At 60.5% G+C, this 19,165-nt stretch carries 22 protein-coding genes; 11 read left to right on the plus strand and 11 right to left on the minus strand.

Annotated features, from left to right (window positions below; genetic code table 11):
• Positions 1-33: 33 nt before the first annotated feature.
• From ACYVKR_RS10265 to ACYVKR_RS10305, 9 genes are all read left to right on the plus strand, one after another.
• The gene (locus ACYVKR_RS10265) at positions 34-798 is read left to right on the plus strand and encodes a DUF2285 domain-containing protein (protein ID WP_460480780.1); all 765 of its coding nucleotides are present in this window, start codon (positions 34-36) and stop codon (positions 796-798) included.
• 83 nt (positions 799-881) lie between these two features.
• Complete coding sequence (locus ACYVKR_RS10270; RefSeq protein WP_460480781.1) at positions 882-1,175, plus strand: helix-turn-helix transcriptional regulator; 294 nt, start codon at positions 882-884, stop codon at positions 1,173-1,175.
• A 26-nt stretch (positions 1,176-1,201) separates the two neighbouring features.
• Positions 1,202-2,059, plus strand: a complete 858-nt coding sequence (locus ACYVKR_RS10275; protein WP_460480782.1) for a replication initiator protein A — start codon at positions 1,202-1,204, stop codon at positions 2,057-2,059.
• 286 nt (positions 2,060-2,345) lie between these two features.
• Positions 2,346-2,984, plus strand: a complete 639-nt coding sequence (parA, locus tag ACYVKR_RS10280) for a ParA family partition ATPase (protein WP_460480783.1) — start codon at positions 2,346-2,348, stop codon at positions 2,982-2,984.
• Positions 2,981-3,265, plus strand: a complete 285-nt coding sequence (locus ACYVKR_RS10285) for a chromosome partitioning protein ParB (RefSeq protein ID WP_460480784.1) — start codon at positions 2,981-2,983, stop codon at positions 3,263-3,265. The genes parA and ACYVKR_RS10285 overlap by 4 nt, the downstream gene beginning before the upstream one ends.
• Complete coding sequence (locus ACYVKR_RS10290) at positions 3,262-3,807, plus strand: DUF2840 domain-containing protein (RefSeq protein WP_460480785.1); 546 nt, start codon at positions 3,262-3,264, stop codon at positions 3,805-3,807. Before ACYVKR_RS10285 ends, ACYVKR_RS10290 begins: the two co-directional genes overlap by 4 nt.
• Positions 3,804-4,403 (plus strand): S26 family signal peptidase, encoded by a 600-nt coding sequence (locus ACYVKR_RS10295; protein WP_460480786.1) that lies wholly within the window; start codon positions 3,804-3,806, stop codon positions 4,401-4,403. The genes ACYVKR_RS10290 and ACYVKR_RS10295 overlap by 4 nt, the downstream gene beginning before the upstream one ends.
• The gene (locus ACYVKR_RS10300) at positions 4,400-4,867 is read left to right on the plus strand and encodes a hypothetical protein (RefSeq protein ID WP_460480787.1); all 468 of its coding nucleotides are present in this window, start codon (positions 4,400-4,402) and stop codon (positions 4,865-4,867) included. Before ACYVKR_RS10295 ends, ACYVKR_RS10300 begins: the two co-directional genes overlap by 4 nt.
• On the plus strand, positions 4,864-6,831 hold the full coding sequence (locus tag ACYVKR_RS10305) for a relaxase/mobilization nuclease domain-containing protein (protein ID WP_460480788.1): 1,968 nt from the start codon (positions 4,864-4,866) through the stop codon (positions 6,829-6,831). The genes ACYVKR_RS10300 and ACYVKR_RS10305 overlap by 4 nt, the downstream gene beginning before the upstream one ends.
• 143 nt (positions 6,832-6,974) lie before the next feature.
• Here the strand turns inward: ACYVKR_RS10305 and ACYVKR_RS10310 are convergent, their stop codons facing one another.
• From ACYVKR_RS10310 to ACYVKR_RS10355, 10 genes are all read right to left on the minus strand, one after another.
• Entirely contained in the window at positions 6,975-8,201 is a 1,227-nt protein-coding gene (locus tag ACYVKR_RS10310; RefSeq protein WP_460480789.1) for a pyridoxal phosphate-dependent aminotransferase, read from the minus strand.
• Positions 8,202-8,495: 294 nt separating this feature from the next.
• Complete coding sequence (locus ACYVKR_RS10315; RefSeq protein ID WP_460480790.1) at positions 8,496-9,422, minus strand: dihydrodipicolinate synthase family protein; 927 nt, start codon at positions 9,420-9,422, stop codon at positions 8,496-8,498.
• 12 nt (positions 9,423-9,434) lie between these two features.
• Positions 9,435-10,799, minus strand: a complete 1,365-nt coding sequence (locus ACYVKR_RS10320; protein ID WP_460480791.1) for a dihydroorotase — start codon at positions 10,797-10,799, stop codon at positions 9,435-9,437.
• 128 nt (positions 10,800-10,927) lie between these two features.
• Positions 10,928-11,599, minus strand: coding sequence for an amino acid ABC transporter permease (locus tag ACYVKR_RS10325; protein ID WP_460480792.1), 672 nt, complete (start codon positions 11,597-11,599; stop codon positions 10,928-10,930).
• 5 nt (positions 11,600-11,604) lie between these two features.
• Positions 11,605-12,282: an amino acid ABC transporter permease gene (locus ACYVKR_RS10330; RefSeq protein WP_460480794.1), complete on the minus strand. Its 678-nt coding sequence runs from the start codon at positions 12,280-12,282 to the stop codon at positions 11,605-11,607.
• Complete coding sequence (locus tag ACYVKR_RS10335) at positions 12,279-13,022, minus strand: amino acid ABC transporter ATP-binding protein (protein ID WP_460480796.1); 744 nt, start codon at positions 13,020-13,022, stop codon at positions 12,279-12,281. The genes ACYVKR_RS10330 and ACYVKR_RS10335 overlap by 4 nt, the downstream gene beginning before the upstream one ends.
• Entirely contained in the window at positions 13,019-13,849 is an 831-nt protein-coding gene (locus ACYVKR_RS10340; RefSeq protein ID WP_460480995.1) for a transporter substrate-binding domain-containing protein, read from the minus strand. The genes ACYVKR_RS10335 and ACYVKR_RS10340 overlap by 4 nt, the downstream gene beginning before the upstream one ends.
• 222 nt (positions 13,850-14,071) lie before the next feature.
• Positions 14,072-14,929: a type 2 periplasmic-binding domain-containing protein gene (locus tag ACYVKR_RS10345; protein ID WP_460480798.1), complete on the minus strand. Its 858-nt coding sequence runs from the start codon at positions 14,927-14,929 to the stop codon at positions 14,072-14,074.
• A 56-nt stretch (positions 14,930-14,985) separates the two neighbouring features.
• Positions 14,986-16,461 carry an amidohydrolase family protein gene (gene hydA / locus ACYVKR_RS10350; protein ID WP_460480799.1) on the minus strand — a complete coding sequence of 492 codons (1,476 nt, stop codon included), beginning with the start codon at positions 16,459-16,461 and terminating at the stop codon, positions 14,986-14,988.
• An 18-nt stretch (positions 16,462-16,479) separates the two neighbouring features.
• Positions 16,480-17,259, minus strand: a complete 780-nt coding sequence (locus ACYVKR_RS10355; RefSeq protein WP_460480801.1) for an SDR family oxidoreductase — start codon at positions 17,257-17,259, stop codon at positions 16,480-16,482.
• A 50-nt stretch (positions 17,260-17,309) separates the two neighbouring features.
• Here ACYVKR_RS10355 and ACYVKR_RS10360 point away from each other — a divergent pair, with 50 nt between their 5' ends.
• Positions 17,310-17,447: a hypothetical protein gene (locus tag ACYVKR_RS10360; RefSeq protein WP_460480802.1), complete on the plus strand. Its 138-nt coding sequence runs from the start codon at positions 17,310-17,312 to the stop codon at positions 17,445-17,447.
• Positions 17,448-17,462: 15 nt separating this feature from the next.
• On the opposite strand, the gene ACYVKR_RS10365 is transcribed toward ACYVKR_RS10360, so the two are convergent.
• Positions 17,463-18,371: a LysR family transcriptional regulator gene (locus ACYVKR_RS10365; protein WP_460480803.1), complete on the minus strand. Its 909-nt coding sequence runs from the start codon at positions 18,369-18,371 to the stop codon at positions 17,463-17,465.
• 129 nt (positions 18,372-18,500) lie between these two features.
• Between ACYVKR_RS10365 and ACYVKR_RS10370 the strand changes: the two genes are divergently transcribed.
• The gene (locus ACYVKR_RS10370; protein ID WP_460480804.1) at positions 18,501-19,163 is read left to right on the plus strand and encodes an aspartate/glutamate racemase family protein; all 663 of its coding nucleotides are present in this window, start codon (positions 18,501-18,503) and stop codon (positions 19,161-19,163) included.
• The last annotated feature ends 2 nt before the right edge of the window (positions 19,164-19,165 follow it).

The raw sequence follows: 19,165 nt of genomic DNA on the forward strand, positions 1-19,165 counted from the left end.
CGTTGCTCCTGCCATGCAACAGGAGCTTGTGTCATGACCGAACCTCACCACCTTGCGCACTGGTATCCGACCGCCGCCTATCTCTACATCTTGGGCCTCGATGCGCTCGCGCTAGCCTGGGAGTACCTGCGCCGCCATCCTGAATATCGGCTCGACTGGCTGCGCCGTGCGCACCGCCCGGCGGCTGCGCATCGCTGGGGCTTGCGTCTTTGGGAGGACCCGGCCTTGGATGCGCGGGACGCGCAACCGGCGTGGTTCCCAGGCCACGATGCCGTGGTGCAACTCTACCCAGATACTGACCCACCACTGGATGCCACCACCTTTGCGCTCTGGCATATCCCTGGTGACAAGCAATTGCTGCACGATGGCAAGAGGCTGGTGCTGATCACGCGCAGCCCTGACCGTTGCTTGCGCTTCGCGCTTGCACCCGGTCTGGAGGACGGCATGGCTGTCGCCTATGCCCATCGTGGCGGTAGCGCCATGCATCTGCGCGACGGACTGGCGACTGATACCACGCCGACTGCCCGGCCCAGGCCTTCGCCTGCCGCGCTGCTGGAACTGCACACACTGCAGGCGCTCGACGCCACCTTGGCGGGTGCGTCCTTGCGGGAGGTGGCTGAGGGCTTGTTTGGCGCTGATGCCGTGGCGGCCGACTGGCACGCCGACGGCGAGCTGCGCGCCCGCGTGCGGCGCCTGGTGCGCCGGGGCACTGCGCTGATGCGCGGTGGCTACCGTCAATTAGCACAGATCGATACGGCTGGGAAGGGACGTTTTGCAGGGGGCGCAAAACGTCCCTGAGCAAGAGGGGTTCATTTTCTGAGACTGCCTCCATCCGGTTGCGCTGTGTGGCCGGAGCTTTGAAAGCTATGGAGGTTCTCACCATGCGTCCTGCTCCCTTGCGGTCCACCGCAACTAGTCTCACCGCTGCTGTCGCCCCGACCGCTCAGCCCCAACGCTATCTGACCAACGACGAAGCCGCCGACTACCTGCGCCTGTCGCCGCGCACGCTGGAGAAGCAGCGTGTGCTGGGTGGCGGCCCCAAGTTCCGCAAGTTCGGGCGGCGTGTCATGTACGCCGTCACCGACCTCGATGCCTGGGCCGAGGAGCGAAGCTACGAGACCACGTCCGATCCTGAGTACGCCGAGTTCCATGCGGCGGACAGTCGTGCGCGCTGATCGCTGGAGCGCGGGAGGCCATCGCCATGTCCAGCCCAGCGCTGCCGTTCCGGCAGCGGCCGTCGCAGGAGCGCGAACAGCTCGATCTGTTCCGCGCCTTGCCGGGCGACATGGCGCCGCGCGACAGCCAGGACCTGATGGCCTTTCCGTTCTTCTCGCTGGCGAAGTTGCGGCGCGTGGCGCCGATCGACTTCCAGGCGGGAGGGGTGACTATCCGCGTGGAGGGCACGCAGGAGCATGGCATCGCCACGATCTGGGATGCAGACATCCTGATCTGGGCGGCCAGCCAGATCGTGGAAGCGCGCGATGCGGGCCTGCGCCCGTCGCGGCTGATGCAGGCCACACCCTACGAGATTCTGCGCTTCATCGGGCGCGGTACGGGTTTGCGCAACTACCAGCGCCTCAAGGCTGCGCTGGATCGCCTGCAATCCACAACCGTGGCCACGTCGATCCGCGAGACCACGGGAAGGCGCTTGCACCGCTTCTCATGGATCAACGAGTGGAAGGAGTTGGCCGATACCCGCGGCACGCCGCTGGGCATCGAGCTGATCCTGCCGGACTGGTTTTATGGCGGCGTGCTGGATGCGGCACTGGTGCTGACCATCGATCCGGCGTATTTCAAATTGACGGGCGGCATCGAGCGCTGGCTGTACCGGCTGGTGAGGAAGCACGGCGGGCGGCAGGAATCGGGCTGGTGGTTCGACTTCCGGTCGTTGCACCGCAAGTCGGGCAGTACGGCCAAGCCTGCCGACTTCGCTTGCGACCTGCGTGCCCTGGTGGCGCGGCAGTCGCTGCCGGGCTATCGGCTGGGCATCCGGCGCATGGCAGGCAGCGGGGCCGAATTGCTCACCTTCCGGCCCGTGCCGCCCACGGCACGGGGATAACCGGAGCAAAGCCTGTGGACGGGCTCGTGCTATCAGGCGTGCCAAGTCTCGTGCTATCAGGCGTGGAGCCCTCGTGCTATCAGGCGTGCCGATGGGCCGCCAGGCCAGTGCTGGCGCGGGTTTCGGGCGCCTATAACGTATTAACTTTAAATACCATAACTAGTAGGAGCGCCGCGCCCCGGTGGATAACCGCGAATCGGCGCAAGCAGGCCAGCGATCTTTTCCAGCACCGTGCCGGTTCGGCACGCCGCTCAAAATCCCGTCCTTCAGTCAGGAGGGCCGGGCCATGATCCTCGCCGTGCTCCACCAGAAAGGCGGCGTGGGCAAGACCACACTCGCCACCCACATCGCCGGCGAGCTGGCGATGCGTGGGCAGTCGGTCATCCTGCTGGATGCCGATCCACAAGGCTCGGCACTCGACTGGACGCAGCGCCGCAGCCAGCACGGGCTGCCCAGGCTGTTCAGCGCTGTGGGCCTCGCACGCGAGATCCTGCATCAGGAAGCCCCAGAACTCGCCAGGCGGGCCGATCACGTAGTCATCGACGGACCACCCAGGATCGCCGCCTTGGCGCGCTCCGCGCTGCTGGCGGCCGAGCGGGTGCTGATCCCGGTACAGCCCAGCCCCTACGACCTCTGGGCCAGTGCCAAGATGGTGGCGCTGATCCGAGAGGCCCAGGTGTTTCGGCCGCAGCTGCGCGCGGCCTTCGTCATCAACCGGCGCGTGAGCACCACGGTGATCGGGCGTGAAGCGCGTGGCGCGCTGGCCGAGCAGCCGCTTCCCGCGCTGCGCTCCGAAGTGCGCCAGCGCATCGTCTTCGCCGACAGCGTGGCCGCGGGCCGGTTGGCGCGCGAGACGGCGCCGGACAGTGCTGCTGCGCGCGAAATCACCGCTTTGGTGGACGAACTGCTGCGGTGGCCGTCATGACCCCGAAGCCCACACCCAGCAGCAAACGCGCTGCCAAGCGCGTGGGAATCGGCGCGCGCCCGCCGGCGAATCCGCACGCCGAGGCGTGGATTCGCCAGGGCGACGGCGATGCGCTCAGCAAGGGCGATACCTACACGGCTCGCCTGACCCTCGACATCACGCCCGCGATGCGGGCTCGCATCAAGGTGTCGGCCTTTACCCAGGGCGTGACGGCAGCCAGCCTGCTGCGCGAACTGCTCGAGCGGGAGTTTCCAGAGCAACGCGGGGAGAACACGCCATGAACGCATTCGCTTTGCCTGCTGCAGCAGCATCGAGGGTTGCGCCGTCACCGTCGCTCGCTGTGCTCGCGGCGCAACCAGCCTCCACGCCGCTAACGCGCGTGGCGCTGGCCTACGTGGACCAGCGCATCGACATTTACCTGCGCTTTGGCGAGCCCGTGCGCGTCATCCGGTTCGACCGCTGGCGGCGCTGCGCGATGTTCCTGCCGCGCGCCGTGTTCTGCCGCATCCGCTGGCAGTCCAATGACTTTGGCACTATTCGCTGGCAGCTCATGGTGATGCAGGCTTGCACGCCCTTGGATGGCGCGCAGCGCATCCCCGGCGTGCAACCAGGTGCGCGCCTGCTGCTGCATGCCGAGGGGGAGAAATCGGTGCGCGCCGTGCTGCAACGCATCGACGCCATCGAGGCGCAGGGCATTGAGCCTGTCGGCGTCTCGCCCGCGTACTGGCGAACGCTCGCCAACCGGCTCGCTGCGCGCCTGCCGCTGCCTGAGTACACCGCCGAGCGGCATGCTGCCTGGCTGGCCGGGAGGGCGCTGTCATGACGGCGATTTCCACGTCCACCACCGCCATCAGCATGGCGTTACATCCTCGCTCGCGCCTGCGCGCTCGCCTCGTGCTGGCTCCGCTGTCCGTCTGCGGCCTCGCTGCGCTGGCCTGGGGGGCTTTCGTGCCGCCGCTGCCGCGCATCATCTACAACCCGTCCGACAGCGTGGCGGTGGGATGGTATCGCGTTGATCCGCTCGACCATCGTGCAGACTCGCTGCCACGTCCGCTGTCCGTGGGCAGTATCGTGCTGACCACGCTGCCGCCAGACGCCGCAACGCTGGCCGCGCAGCGCGGCTACCTGCCGACGCGCATCCCGCTGCTCAAGCGCGTGGGCGCGGTCGCGCCGCAGGAGGTGTGTATTTCTGGCGGCAGGGTCCGCATCGACGGCGTGCCTTCGGTCGCCGCGCTGCCTGCCGATCGGCTAGGCCGTCCGTTGCCATCCTGGCAGCAATGCCGCCGCCTTTGGCACAGCGAGCTATTCCTGCTGAGCAGCACCAATCCGGCGTCGTTCGACAGCCGGTATTTCGGGCCGGTCAGCACAGCCGCTGTGATCGGCGTGGCGCATCCGATCTGGCTTGAGACACAGCCATGATGGCCGCCGATTCGCTGCACGCGGGCGTGCATCTTGTCCTGCTATCGGGCGTGTCGTTCTGCTGGCCGTCGCCATGTGGTCGCGCACGCAGTGCAGATGCGCTCGCATTGCACTTCGCGCTGCATCTCTGGCTGCATTCCATGCAGCCCTCCAACGTGCAGGCGTCTTGCCTCGAACGCGGCCGGCCTGCGGCCATCGCCGTGTTCGCCGGGGCGCTGGCCGCTGGTGCAGCAGCGCCACTGGGCCGCAATTGCCGGGAGCGGATGCGGGAGGCAAATGCGGAAGGCAAGATTGAAGGGCGCGGCACTGTGGTGTGCGCCAAGCCAGTCTGCACGTGGGTTTGGGGTGACACGCGCCACAAGGCGGCTGCGTGCTGCCAACGGCCCCAATGCGTTGCGGGCATGGGGAATACCGTGTGCCACATCCGCTTGGGCGCGATGGGCTTGGTTGGAGTCTCATCATGAGCCAGCGCGGAAATCCCGGTGACGATGACCGTTTCCGCCTGCGGCCCGGCAAGCCCAGGCAGCGCGGCGACACCTTCATTGCTCAGGTGCTGCGCCAGACCAGCAAAGCCGCTGGCGTCTCTGGCTGGGGGAGCAAGACCACCGGCAAGGCGCCTGGTTCACGACTGGGGCGTGGGCATACGGCGGCGCGCTTCACGAGTCAGTCGTTGACGGCGTTTTCTCGCCGGGCCACGGTCAAGGTGCGGCTGGTGTACCTGCAGCAGGCCAGCGGCCGATCCACGGTGCAGCACCTGCGCTACATCGAGCGCGAAGGTGTGGGTCGCCAGGGTGGACAGGGCCATGCCTATGGCGCCATCACCGACGAGGCGGACACGGCTGCGTTCGAGGAGCGGGGCAGGGGAGACCGACACCAGTTTCGCTTCATCGTCTCGCCCGAGGAGGCGGAGCAGCTTGAAGACCTGTGCACCTACACCCGGCACCTGATGCAGCGCATGGAGGCCGACCTTGGCACCCGGCTGGACTGGGTGGCGGTCGATCACTGGAATACCGACAACCCGCATACCCATGTGGTGCTGCGCGGCAAGGACGACACGGGCAAAGACCTCATCATCGCGCAGGAGTACATCACCCGCGGCATGCGTGAGCGGGCGATGGAACTGGCCACCGAATGGCTGGGCCCGCGCAGCGAGCTGGAGATCCAGCGCACCCTGGCCCGCGAGGTGGGGCAGGAGCGCTGGACGAGCCTGGACCGCACCCTGCAGCGCGAGGCGGGGGACGGCCTGGTGAAGATTGAGCGCTTCAACGATCCCAAGCTGCAACGCCAGCGCCTGCTGCTGGTGGGGCGCTTGCAGCGGCTTCAACGCATGGGGCTGGCCACGGAGACCCAGCCCGGCACCTGGGCCGTGCATGCCGAGGCCGAACCGACCCTTAGGGCCATGGGCGAACGCGGCGACATCATCCGCACCATGCAGCGCGCGATGGGCGGCAAGCCGCGTGACCTGGCCGTGTTCCAGCCGGGTGAGAATGGACACTCCGTCATTGGCCGCGTGGCGGGCAAGGGACTGACCGACGAGCTGTACGACCGGGGCTATCTGGTGCTTGATGGCGTTGACGGCAAGGCCCACTACGTGGCGCTGCCGGCCAGGACAGAGCTGGAGCAGTACCCCATGGGCGCGGTGGTCGAAGTCAAAGGCTCCACCGACCTGCGCACGGCAGACAAGACCATCGCCGCATTGGCAAGCAACGGCCTGTACCGCACCGACCATCACCTCGCCCTCGCGCAAGGCCAGGCCAAGAAAGGCCGCGACCCGCAGGAAGTAGTCGCAGCCCACGTCCGAAGGCTGGAAGCCCTGCGCCACGCCGGCATCGTGGAGCGTGTGGCCGAGGGTCTATGGAAGGTGCCGGACGATCTACCCGAGCAGGGGCGCCAGTACGACGCACAACGCCTGGGTGGCGTGGCGGTGGAGCTGAAATCCCATCTGCCCATCGAGCGACAAGCGCGCGTGATCGGGGCCACCTGGCTCGACCAGCAATTGATCGGCGGCGGCTCGGGCCTGGGCGACCTGGGCTTTGGCAGCGAGACCAAGCAGGCGATGCAGGAGCGCGCCGACTTCCTTGCCGAACAAGGGCTGGCCGAGCGGCGCGGGCAGCGCGTGATCCTGGCCCGCAACCTCCTGGGCACGCTGCGCAGCCGCGAACTCACGCAGGCCGCCAAGAACATTGCAGCCGAAACCGGTCTGGAACATCGGCCCGTGGCCGATGGGCAGCGCGTAGCAGGAACCTACCGCCGCAGCATCATGCTTGCCAGCGGACGCTACGCCATGCTCGATGACGGCATGGGTTTCAGCCTGGTACCGTGGAAGCCGGTGATTGAGCAGCAGCTGGGGCGGCAGCTCGCTGCGATGGTACGCGGTGGCGGAGTCTCATGGGAGATTGGACGAACCCGTAGGCCGTCCATCGGATGAACAGATGCGTGAAGGCTGCAACCCTTCCAAATCTGCACTGTTTCGGCTTTTTCTGCGCGGCCTTGATCGACGAGCTTGCAGATCTGGAAAACATCTCCGGGTAGGTACGCTGGGTCGATTCAATACGAATCGTTCGGTCTTGCTCAAGACAATTTCGCGCAGGCAGATCTAATCTTGGAACACGCCTGCTCCAATAGTTCATAAGAGGTGGCAAATGAAATGCGGAAGTACGGTGACAATCCGAATGCGCTACCAGGTACAGTCGCCACGCCTGCATCTTCGATAAGCCACATTACGAAGTCGGTATCTGTTTCAATCACTTTCTCATCGGGGCGTTTTTTTCCAATCAGGCCAGCGCATGTCGGAAAGAGATAGAAGGCACCATCCGGCCTGCGGCAGGCCAGACCAGGGATTTTGTTCAATGCGTCAATGCAAAAGTCTCGCCGGATGCGAAAAATTTCATTGCGCTCAGCCAGAAAATCACTCGGTCCCCGCAATGCAGCCACAGCAGCAGCCTGGCTTACCGAGCTCGGGTTGGAGGTGCTTTGAGATTGGAGCGTCGACATTGCTTTGATGATGTCCGCCGGGCCACCTGCATATCCAATTCGCCAACCTGTCATTGCGTAAGCTTTGGAAACACCATTACAAGTCAGTGTTCGGTCATACAGTCTGGGTTCGACCTGAGCAATGGTATTGAACTGCCAATCGCCATAATGCAAGTGTTCATACATGTCGTCGGTCAGGATGAGAACGTGCGAGTAGTCTAGGAGTACATCGGCCAAGGCTCTAAGGTGACTCGCCAAGTAGCCAGCACCGGTAGGATTGCTGGGGGAGTTCAAGAGCAACACCTTTGTCTTTGGCGTGATGGCCTGACGTAGTTTCTCGGCGGTAATAAGAAAATTGTCGGTCTCAGGGCATGCAACGATCACAGGCGTGCCACCTGCTAGGCGAACCATATCTGGGTAGGATACCCAATATGGAGCAGGAATAATGACCTCATCTCCTGGATTAATGGTGGCAAGCAGCGCATTGTAGATAACCTGTTTTCCACCAGTGCCAACGCTAATTTGCGAGGTTTTGTAGATAAGGCCATTTTCACGACGAAATTTCTCGACAATGGCTTCCTTCAGCTCCAGTGTGCCATCCACGTCGGTATAGCGCGTCTTACCCAAATCGATCGCATCTTTGGCGGCCTGACAGATATGCGTAGGCGTATCAAAGTCAGGCTCGCCTTGCGAGAGACTGATGATTTCCTTGCCTTGCTGCCGCAACTCACTGGCCAAGCGAGAAATAGCAATGGTCTGAGACGGTTGGACATTGGTTAGAAGCGATGAAATGCGGGATTTTGTGGTTTCAAGCTGAGCGATCATGATTCAAGCCTTAAAAAATGATTGGCGGATGGTGCGATAGCATCCCTGCTTGTGCAAGGATGCGGAGGAAATCTTTTTCGAGGCAAGAAATGAGATCCTCAAATTTTTCGATCATGTTGTAGTGCGCAAAGACTTTGTTGCATAAAACAAATTCCTTTCGCTGTAGACGCAATTTGAGAAAGAATCTTGCAACTATGTCATGGCAAGATTCTTTCCTTAATGCCTCCTTTAATAACGAAAAATCGCTTTATGCAACAACGCACATCTGCGGGACTCAATTTACCGCCGCTAAACTCATTTCAGAGCTGCCAACTTTGCCTCCTGGCGAGAAAGGAGATGTTCCACCTCCTTTACCGCAACAGGACTGAGAACTGAGCCTGGACGACGTTGAGCCGGCGTTGCGATAGCACCGCGTTTGGCAAGAACGTACTTGCGAACAGCCAAGCCAAGGCCAGGCTGTTGCTCATAGCGCACGAGCGGCAAATAGGCGTCAAACCTGTCGTGGGCTTCTTCAACCTTACCTTCTTGGCTCAGGCGAACGACATCAGCCATCATCTCTGGGAAGGGGAAACCGGTCATGGCTCCGTCCGCACCGCGCTGCATCTCTTCCGGCAGGAAGACGCCTGCATTGCCGGCCAGAATGGAGACGCGACGACGCCCATTGGCTTCTGCAGCACGCAGATCGGAGATTTTTTGCAGGCCGGGCCAGTCTTCATGCTTGAGCATTACTATGCTGGGATGTGCTTCAAAAATATTGCCAAGGGTCTTCGACGATATTTGCACAGACGTTGCCAGAGGGAAGTCTTGAAGCACCACCGGAACATCGGTGCCAATCGTTTCAATGACGTTGCGGTAATAACCAATAATTTGTTCGTCGGTGCGAAGTGTTGAGGGCGGTGCGACCATTACGCCAGCAGCACCCAAATCCATCACGGCTTTCGTCAGTTCGCTGATTGCTGCCATACCGGGGGCGGAAACACCAACCACGACAGGCTTACCGGCTGAACGCTTGATTGTGCAGCGGGTGATCTCGATGGATTCTGACTGTGTCAGTTTAGGCGCTTCTCCCATCATGCCAAGGATGGTCAGGCCATCGGCACCCTTCTCATAATAGAAATCGGTGACACGATCAAGGCTGTTGAAGTCTATTTCTCCGTTTTGATCGAATGGTGTGACTCCGATGACGAAAACACCTTTTGTTTCGGATGTGATGCGAGACATTTTTTCTCCAGTTTAGTTAAACCAACGGTTATCACCGCGAGCGACGTACCGCCCAGAACCAGGGGCGTTGAGAACCTGCTGACCGTCCCAGGCCAGAATTCCGCGCAAATACGTGCGCGCAACGGTGATATTGAATTTGCGCCCGTCAAACGGGCTCCAGCACAGCTCATCGTGTGCATTCTTTGAGTCCCAGATTTGAGGCTTGTTGGCGATGATCGTGATGTCGGCATCAGCGCCCAGTCTGATTGCCCCCTTCATCGGCCAAAGACCGAAGAACTTGGCCGGACGCTCACACAGTTGCTCAACAGTCAACTCGGCTGCATTCAGCCCGCGGTTCTGTGCTGCTGTGTAGAAAGACGGCAGTAGCGTCTCCACGCCAGGGATGCCTGCACCAGCATCAAAGATCGACTTGGAAAGTTTGTTGTCAATCGGCCAACTGGAATGGTCGGAGCTGACAAAGGCAACTCGGCCAGCCAAGATTTCACCCCACAGCGCGTCGATTTGTTTTGGTCGAATGGGAGGGTTCACCTTCATCTTTGCACCCAGTTCTTCACCATCTTTGTCTGGGTCAAACCACAGGTAGTGAACACACATTTCTCCAGTGGAGCGATAGCCGTCTTTGACGTAGTTGTCGACCAGGTGGAAGCCGCGCGAGGTTGTCAGGTGAACGATATGAGCATGTGCTCCAGTAGCGGCGCCCAGCTCTAGAAATTGAGCGGTAGCAGCCAACTCTGCAGCAGGAGGACGGCTGTTCGAATGGACGGTCAGGCCGCTGCCACCTTCTGCACGGGCCTTGGCAATCAAAGCTTGGACAATTTCCTGATCTTCGTTGTGAACACCAAGGGGAATGTCGCTTTTTGCCAAAGCGCCAAACAGCGCAAAGATTTGGTCTGTCGCGATACGTGGGAAGCGCGTGGGGCTGCTTTCGAACGTGGATATCTTGAAAGCTGCAATGCCGTGGTTAATCAGAGGCTGCACGTCCTCTACACTTTGACCTGGCAGAATGGTTCCGTATAGTGCTACGTCAACATGAGCGTGCTCATGGATTGCCGCCACCTTGGCTTTGAGCCGGTCCACGTTGTTCAGCGGATTGGGGTTGTCATACGGCATGTCGACGATGGTTGTGACACCACCGGCGATTGCAGAATGGGTCGTGGAACGGATGCCTGGTAGACCGCCTGCACTACAGGCATGAGTTTGACCATCAACTACCCCAGGGATGATCAGTCCATCGACCACATTGTGTGTTTGCTGTGCTTCCGGGGTTTGGCCAGTGCCAATCGCCGCGAATTTTCCGTCCTTGATTGCGATCCAGCAGTTTTCCTGCAAGCCTTCTGGCAACACAGCGGCTCCGGTTATAACAAGTTCATATTTCATCGTTTGATTTCTCCATGCTTCACATCTAAGGAATTAATGGTGAAAACCACTAAGCTCCATCAGGATCGCAAGCCCCTCTTGCATTTCTAGGATGCGTAGAGGTGGACAGCGATGGAAAACGGCTCTTTTTAGCCGCGCGCACGGCGGTGCTCTAGCCGACCAAGCCATCGTGTCAATGGCCACAGAAGCGCCAGATAGATCATGGCGGCTAGCATCACTGGCGAAGGGTTGAAGACAATCGATTGCGCATCTCGTGCTGCACGAAGGAGTTCGGGAATGGCGACTACGCTGGCAATGCTCGTAAGCTTGACGATTTCAATAGCGTTACCCACTAAGTCAGGCAGGACGTTCTTGATCGCTTGCGGGATCACCACATAGCGCAGGCCCTGAACCTTCGTAAGGCCGGTGGAACGGGCTGCCTGCATCTGCCCCTTGTCGACGCCTTCCAGGCCTGCGCGAAATACCTCGGCGAAATAGCTCGAGTTGTTCAGGACGAAGGCAAGCGTGACCGCGGCCACCTTGTTGAGCTCAATGCCGAGAAATGGCCCACCGAAATAGACCAGGATCAGTAGCACCAGCGGTGGAAATGCCCGGAAGAAGTCGACCCAGATGACGACCCCCCACCGAATCAACTGGTTAGTGGATTGCGTTACGCCTAGGGCAAGCGCCAATCCAGCTGCTGCACCCAAGGGAATCACGATCGCCGAAAGCCAGACCGTGGTCCAGAGTCCCTGTAACAAGTGCGGCAGGACAGCAGCGTAGATCTCGAGGTTGAAGAAGTTGTGGATGAAACTCTGCATTTTGATTACGCTCGCTTCCAACGTCGTTCGATACTTCGAGATCCGATGACCAGAGGCAAGAACACGATCAAGTAGGCGATGGACGCCATCACCAACGGCGTCGGATTTCCTGCATGGCTGGTGGCTCCTTGCGCGTTGTTCAGAATCTCGTTGAGCGCCACGACGGAGCCGAGAGCAGTGTTCTTGGTGGTGGCGATAACACGGTTCGTCAGCGGCGGCACCGCTCGGCGGATGGCCTGAGGCAGCACCACCCAACGCATTCCCTGCCACCATTTCATGCCGGTAGAGCGCGCGGCCTCGAGTTGCCCCGCAGGCACAGCGAGGATGCCGGCCCAGATGCTTTCCTCTGCATATGCTGCGAGCACCAGCGAAAGGGCGACCCAGGTCACCGCGAACGCAGACATGGGCAAGCCAAGGGCTGGCAGGCCAAAGTACAAGACGATCATGACCACCAGAGGCGGAAGTGATCGCATGACGTCGGCGAAGGCCACGATAGGCAACGCCATCGCCCGCATTCCGAACGATCGGAGTATGGCCAATGCAAGTCCGAGGGCCGTGCCCGTGATGACGACCGCGATGCCAACACCAACCGTCACGAGCATGCCAGTGGCAATGGCGGGCCAGTATTGCTCCGCAACGGCGAGGTTGAAGAAAGTGAAGAAAAATCCGCTATCGCCGGTCATGGTCGTCCACTTCCATAACGTGCCAAGAAGCTCTTCGTACGTGCTTCTCGTGGGGTTTCAAAAACCTCGGCCGCAGTCCCTTGCTCGACGACGACACCGCCATCCATGAAGACGACTCGGTCAGCGGCAGCGTGCGCGAAAGCCATCTCATGGGTCACCACGAGCATCGTCATGCCGCGCTTGCGCAGGTCCCGCATGACGTTCAGAACATCCTCCACGAGTTCCGGATCAAGCGCGCTCGTTGGCTCATCGAACAAGATCACATGAGGCTTAAGTGCCACGGCACGGGCGATGCCGACACGCTGCTGCTGCCCGCCCGAGAGCTGCGCGGGGTAGAACTTGGCCCGGGCCCCCAGGCCGACCTGCTCCAGTGCGGCCATCGCGATCTGCTCGGCGTCGTTTTTCGTCTTTCCCTGCACCTTCAATAGCGCAAGGGATACGTTCTCCAACGCGGTGAGGTGCGGATAGAGATTGAACTGCTGGAACACCATTCCGATGTCCTGCCGGACATGATTGATGTTGACGGCAGGCGACGTCACCTCGTGGCCATTGGCGACGATCTTGCCTTGGGTTGGGACTTCGAGTAGGTTGCAGCAGCGCAGCATCGTGCTCTTGCCAGAACCTGAAGGACCAATCACGCATACGAGTTCGCCGGCATTGACCTGGAGATCCACGCCGCGTAGCACCTCGGTGCTGCCATAGGACTTGCGCAGTCCTGAAATTTCGAGGATCTTCATCATGCGCACTTCGGAGTCACAGGGGTTGGGTCATAGCCATCCACGCCGGGCACACCCGTTCCAGGCGCGATCTTGTTTGCCGAGTCATCGGCGTCAGGCTGGAAGCCGAACCACTTCATCGCCAGCTTGGAGACCGTCCCGTTCTTCTTCATGCACTTGAGTGCGCTGGAAGCCGCATCTCGACCAGCTTTGTCGTCCACGCGGAACGCAAATGCCAAGACTTGCCCAGTCTTGACGGTATAGGAAGTTTTCAAACTTGGGTTCTGTTTGGCCACCCAGCCCACGACGGTGCTGTCAGCCAGGCTGTAGTCCGCTCGACTGGATTGCACTGCCTGAATCGCGTCGGCGTTTGAGCCGAACACGTCGAACTGGAACCCGTACTTCTGGGCGTTGTCCTTGGCCCAAGTCTCGGAGACCGTCCCCTTGTTCACGGCGATCGTCTTCCCCTTCAGGTTTTCCAACTTCTCGACGGCGGGAGTGCTCTTTAGCCCCAGTAAAGCGATGTTCGTGTCGAGGTAGCCTTCCGTGAACAGTAGCACCTTGGCGCGCTCCGGGTTCACCGTGACCGGAGCCACGAGCAGATCGTAGCGACGGCTGTTCAAGCCCGGGATCAGGCCGGAGAACTCGGCTCCCTCGATCTCGATCTTGCGACCCAACTGCTTGGCTAATTCTTCGCCTAGGTCAATGTTAAAGCCCTGCAGTCCGCCGCCGAGCTTTGCCATCGCATGCGGAGCGAACGTCGCGTCGACGCCTGAGCGCAGCGGCGGAAGATTCTGCGCGAACGCGGCGGCCGCAGTGAGGCACACCAGGGCGATCGAGGCGGTGCGCATAGGGGAAGGTTTGATATTGAGCTTCATGGATCAACTCCTGTCGTGCTGAATGAGAAATTGGATTGAGAACGGAATAAAGCAAGTCGGGATCAAGGTGCGCGTTTCAGGCAGGCGGCCCCTGCGGGGGCAGGAAGTAGAAATCAGATTCCCAAACCGTCAGACCAAGCCGATCTGACACAAGCCAACTGGCTTCCTCGAAACTCGGCGCGGTTCAGTGCGCCATTAGGCACACTTTGGAGTCACAGGGGTCGGGTCATAGCCATCCGTACCGGGAACACCCGTTCCAGGCGCGATGGTGTTGGCGGCGTCGTCGGCATCGGGCTGGAAGCCAAACCACTTGACCGCGAGCTTGGAGATAGTGCCGTCCTTCTTCATGCATTTGAGTGCATTGGAGGCAGCGTCGCGGCCGGCCTTGTCGTCGATCCGGAAGGCCAGCGCCCAGACGAGGCCCGTCTTGATCGTGTAACTGGTCTTGAGAGCGGGGTTCTGCTTGGCGACCCAACCCACCACCGTGCTGCCTGCCAAGTTATAGTCGGCGCGCCCCGATTGAATTGCCTGCACGGCATCCGCGTTGGAGCCGTACACGTCAAACTTGAAGCCATATTTCGCGGCGTTTTCCTTCGCCCAGCTCTCATAGTTGGAACCCTTGTTGACCGCAACCGTCTTTCCCTTCAAGTCTTCCAGCTTCTGGACAGGAGCGGTCGTTTTGAGCCCCAGAAAGGTGTAGTTCGTGTCCAGATAACCTTCGGTGAACAGAAGCACCTTGGCTCGTTCCGCGTTCACGGTAACCGGAGCGATCAGCAAGTCATAGCGGCGGCTGTTGAGACCGGGAATCAGGCCTGAGAATTCAGCTGCGTCGATCTCGAGTTTTCGCCCCAGGCGCTTGGCAACCTCTTCGCCCAGATCCACGTTGAAACCTTGCACGCCACCGCTGAGCTTGGCCATTGCATGAGGGGCGAATGTCGCGTCGACGCCGGTGCGCAATGGTGGGAGGTTTTGCGCGAAGGCGGTGGCTGCCGTGAGGGACACCAGGGCAAACGGCACGGCGCGCAGAGGGAACGGTTTGACACTGAGCTTCATAGAAAGACTCCTGTTGGACAAGATGGGATAGCAGATCGGGAACGGGGAAAATATGTTCAGGGGGCGCGCTTCAGGCCCACGAGCTGGCTGAATGCACCCTTTGCTGCAGATTGCTTCTCGCGTTCACGCAGAGGTTCGGGGCGACGCCTGGGAATGTATTGACCGGTGCCGCGCTCCACTTGAAGCGTGTTGTCGCGCACCACGCAGCGGCCACGGCTGTAGACCTGCTCGGGCCAGCCCCGCAGCGAGCGGCCCTCGTAGGGCGTATATCCCACTTGGTCATGCAGCATGGCTGCGTTGACGTCAACGCTGCGGTTCGGATTCCATAGCGCGAGATCCGCATCGGCGCCGACCGCAATGGCACCCTTGCGGTGAGCAAGTCCATACATGCGCGCATGATTGGTAGAGGTAAGCGCCACGAATTCTTCGATCGTGATTCGTCCCTTCATCACCCCTTCCGAGAAGAGCAGGGGCAGCCGCAGTTCAATGCCCGGGACGCCATTGGCCATTTCTTTGAAGGTGGTCGCATCGCCCTTGGGCAGCTTTCCCGATTCATCGAATCGATAGGGTGCATGGTCTGAAGAGAACAAACCCAGAGTTCCGTCCTTGAGTCCCTGCCAGACTGCTTCCTGCGAGTCTTTGTCCCTCGGGGGCGGACTGCAGCAGAACTTGGCACCCTCTACGCCCGGCAGGTCACTGTCGCTCGCTTCCAGGAAGAGATACTGCGGGCAACTTTCGGCGTGCACGGCGGCACCGAGCCGGCGCGCGTTGCGGATGACTTCGACGGTCTGCCGTCCCGCGACATGCACGATCAGGACTGGCACATCCACCAAGCTCGCCAATGCAATGGCGCGGTTTGTTGCTTCGGATTCGGCGAGCGGGTCATGGGCAACCGTGTGGAACTTTGGTGCTACGTGTCCTCGCTCCAGGAGACGATGGGCAATCCAGCGGATCATGTCGTTGTTCTCGGCGTGCATCATGACGAGGGCTCCTTCCTCGCCTGCGACAGCCATGACTTCCAGCAGTTGGTAGTCATCCAGCTTGAGCTTGTCGTAGGTCATGTAGACCTTGAGCGAAGTGATGCCATCCCGGATGACCTGCGGCAGATGCTTGCTCAGGGCGGTCTCATCGGGGTTGGCCAGGATGAGATGGAAGCCATAGTCGATGACTGCCTTTTCGCTTGCCAGCTTGCTGTATGAAGCAACTACGTCAGGGATGCTGTCGGCGCGATGCTGGGCTGCGAACGGAATGATCGTGGTCGTGCCCCCAAATGCGGCTGATACGGTGCCCGAGTAAAAATCATCCGCACACATCAGCCCCATGCCGGAGAGTTGTTCGATGTGGCAATGGCTGTCGATTCCCCCAGGAAGTATCCACAGTCCCTTGGCATCGACGTCCTTGGCACCGGGAGAAAGGCGCTCGGCGATCTCGACGATCACGCCATCCCGGATTCCGATATCGGCATGAAAGGTGCGATCGGCATTGCTGATACGGCCGTTTCGAATAGTGAGGTCAAAGTTGGATGTGCTCATGTCGTTGAAATCCGTGAGTCAAAAAATCCCGGGATAGGCTCCGCCATCAAGCAATAGGCTTTGCCCGGTGACGAAACCCGCCTGTGCGCTGCAGAAGAAAGCGCATGCATCGCCAAGCTCACGCGGCTCACCAAAGCGGCCGGCAGGGTTAGCGGCTCTGCGGCGAGCCAGTACTTCGCCGCTGTCCATGCCTTTGTCGTGCGCCCATTGGCGGGCTGTCTCCATCAGTCGCTCGGTCTCGAATGGCCCCGGAAGCAGGTTATTGATAGTGACGTTGTGTGGGATAACCTGGCGCGCAAGGCCGGCGACAAAGCCGGTCAGGCCGGAGCGTGCTCCGCTAGAGAGGCCAAGGATGTCGACAGGCGCTTTGACTGTCGCCGAGGTAATGTTGACGATCCGGCCGAAGCGCCGTTCGATCATCGTGTCGATCGTCGCGCGGATGAGTTCTATGGGCGCAAGCATGTTGGCGTCCAGCGCGCCAATCCAGTCGTCGCGGCTCCAATCCCGGAAATGTCCGGGAGGCGGGCCACCGGCATTGGTGACCAGGATGTCCGGTGCCGGATGCGCAGCCAGCACAGTCCTGCGGCCTTCCGGCGTGACAATGTCAGCTGCCACCGTATGCACGGTGACGCCATAGCGTTGCCGAATTTCGGCAGCGGCGAGCTCCAAGGCTTTGGACCCACGTGCCACCATCGTCAGATGCACTCCATTCGCCGCCAACGACTCGGCGCATGCTCTGCCTAGCCCCCTGCTGGATCCGCAGACCAGGGCGCGCCGCCCTTCAATACCTAGCTTCATCGCGCATCCCCTCGCCCGGCTTCGTGGGGTAGGAGCGCAATGGTCTTGACGTGGCCATCAAGAACAGAAGAAGCGATCTGGGCGGCTTTGAAGCACATGACTGGGGGCTCGAATGGGTGGTCTTGTTGGAAGCAATTATTCCGACCATGCCATTCGATGTCGCGTCAAAGTTTGAGCGCGACAATTAACATCATGTTATCTCTTCATGGGGATAACCCGAGCCCTTCCTTTTTCAACACTCCCTTGAGTACCTCGACAAAGGACTGTGCGAGCTGGGACATGGGCTCAAGACGCAAGCGAACCAATGTGGCCTTGAGGATGGGGGCTTCGTCTAGTGGCCGGATCAGAAATCGGGCTCCGGGCCAACTGAGCGCGGAAAAGACATCGACCAGCGCAATCCCGGCACCCGCATTTACCAGGGCGCAAGCGTTCTGGGGCGAACCGGTTTCAATGGCTGCACGCACGGTCTCGCCGCTGGCATCGAACAACGCGCCAACCATCGCACCGAATGGTGTGGCGCGGTCATACGAAATGAATGGATAGGGTAGAAGGTCTTGAACGGTCAACTTGGCTCTACGCGCCAGGGGGTGGTTGTAGGGGCAGATACAAACCAATTGCCCCATCCCAATGAGTTCCATTTCAAGGTTGGGATGGTTGACTGGAAGGATCGTCACCGCTAGATCCGCTTGCCTGTTGAGCAAACGCTCCATGAGCGGGGTGTGCGCAAGATACTGGAAGGTCAACTTCACCTGAGGATTGGCATGGCGGTATTCAGCCATGGCCGTGGGAATGACCATCTGTCCGACGCTGGGGCTCGAGACGATGTTCAAGATACCCTCTTGATGCTCCTTCAGGTCACGAGCGAGCTCATTCACCCGCTTCACGCCGGCATAGACCTGCTCGACTTCGTGAAAGAGCTTCTTGGCTTCCGGCGTGGCATGCAACCGTCCTCGGATGCGCTCGAATAGGGGAAATCCGACACGCGACTCCGTATGGGATAGCAGTCGGCTCACGGCAGGTTGAGACACAAACAGGAGTTGCGCTGCACCTCGGATCGAGCCAGTGATCATCACGGCACGGAACACCTCGATCTGCCGTAGATTGAAGGACATGGTGGTGGAGATTAACAAAAGGTCAATGATGACCGATAAATCGGTAAGTGTCGAATTCGCACCCGGCTTTTAAACTGAGTGCTCCTCGGCGCGCTCATGTGCCATCTTTCATCAGCTTCATCCATTGCTATGACTCAGAAGCATCTATACGTCATCAATCCGAACAGCAGCGATGCGGTCACCGCCGGTATCGATGCGGCCATGGCGTCATTGCGGCGACCGGATGGCCCGCGCATCACCTGCGTCACCATTGCCGACGGCCCACCTGGAATACAGACGCAGCATGACGTGGACCGAGCAGCGCTGTCCGTCTACAAGTTCGCTCAGGAACATCTGGATGATGCCGCCGGCTTCGTGACGGCCTGCTTCAGTGATCCGGGGTTACATCTGCTGCGTGAAATCAAGGGCGTGCCGTCGTTCGGAATTAGTGAATCCGCCGCGCTCACGGCCATGACACTCGGACAGCGGTTCGGCGTGATTGCCATTCTTGATGGATCCATCGGACGGCACTGGCGTACGTGGGGGGCCATGGGTATCACGCAGCGAGTCGCAGGGGAAGTGGCGATCGGCCGTTCGGTGGCGGAGCTGGCCGATCAAGCGACTACGCTGAAATCCATGATTGCGGCGGGCGAGAGGCTTAAAAGGGAGCACGGCGCTAATGTGCTGGTCATGGGATGCGCCGGCATGGCGCCATTTAGGAGCAAGCTGCAGGAGGAGCTTGGACTTCCGATCGTCGAGCCCACCCAGGCTGCGGTTTCAATGGCGCTGGGGCGCCTCCAACTAGGCTGGTAATT

The sequence above is a fragment of the Comamonas humi genome (genome assembly GCF_054782535.1).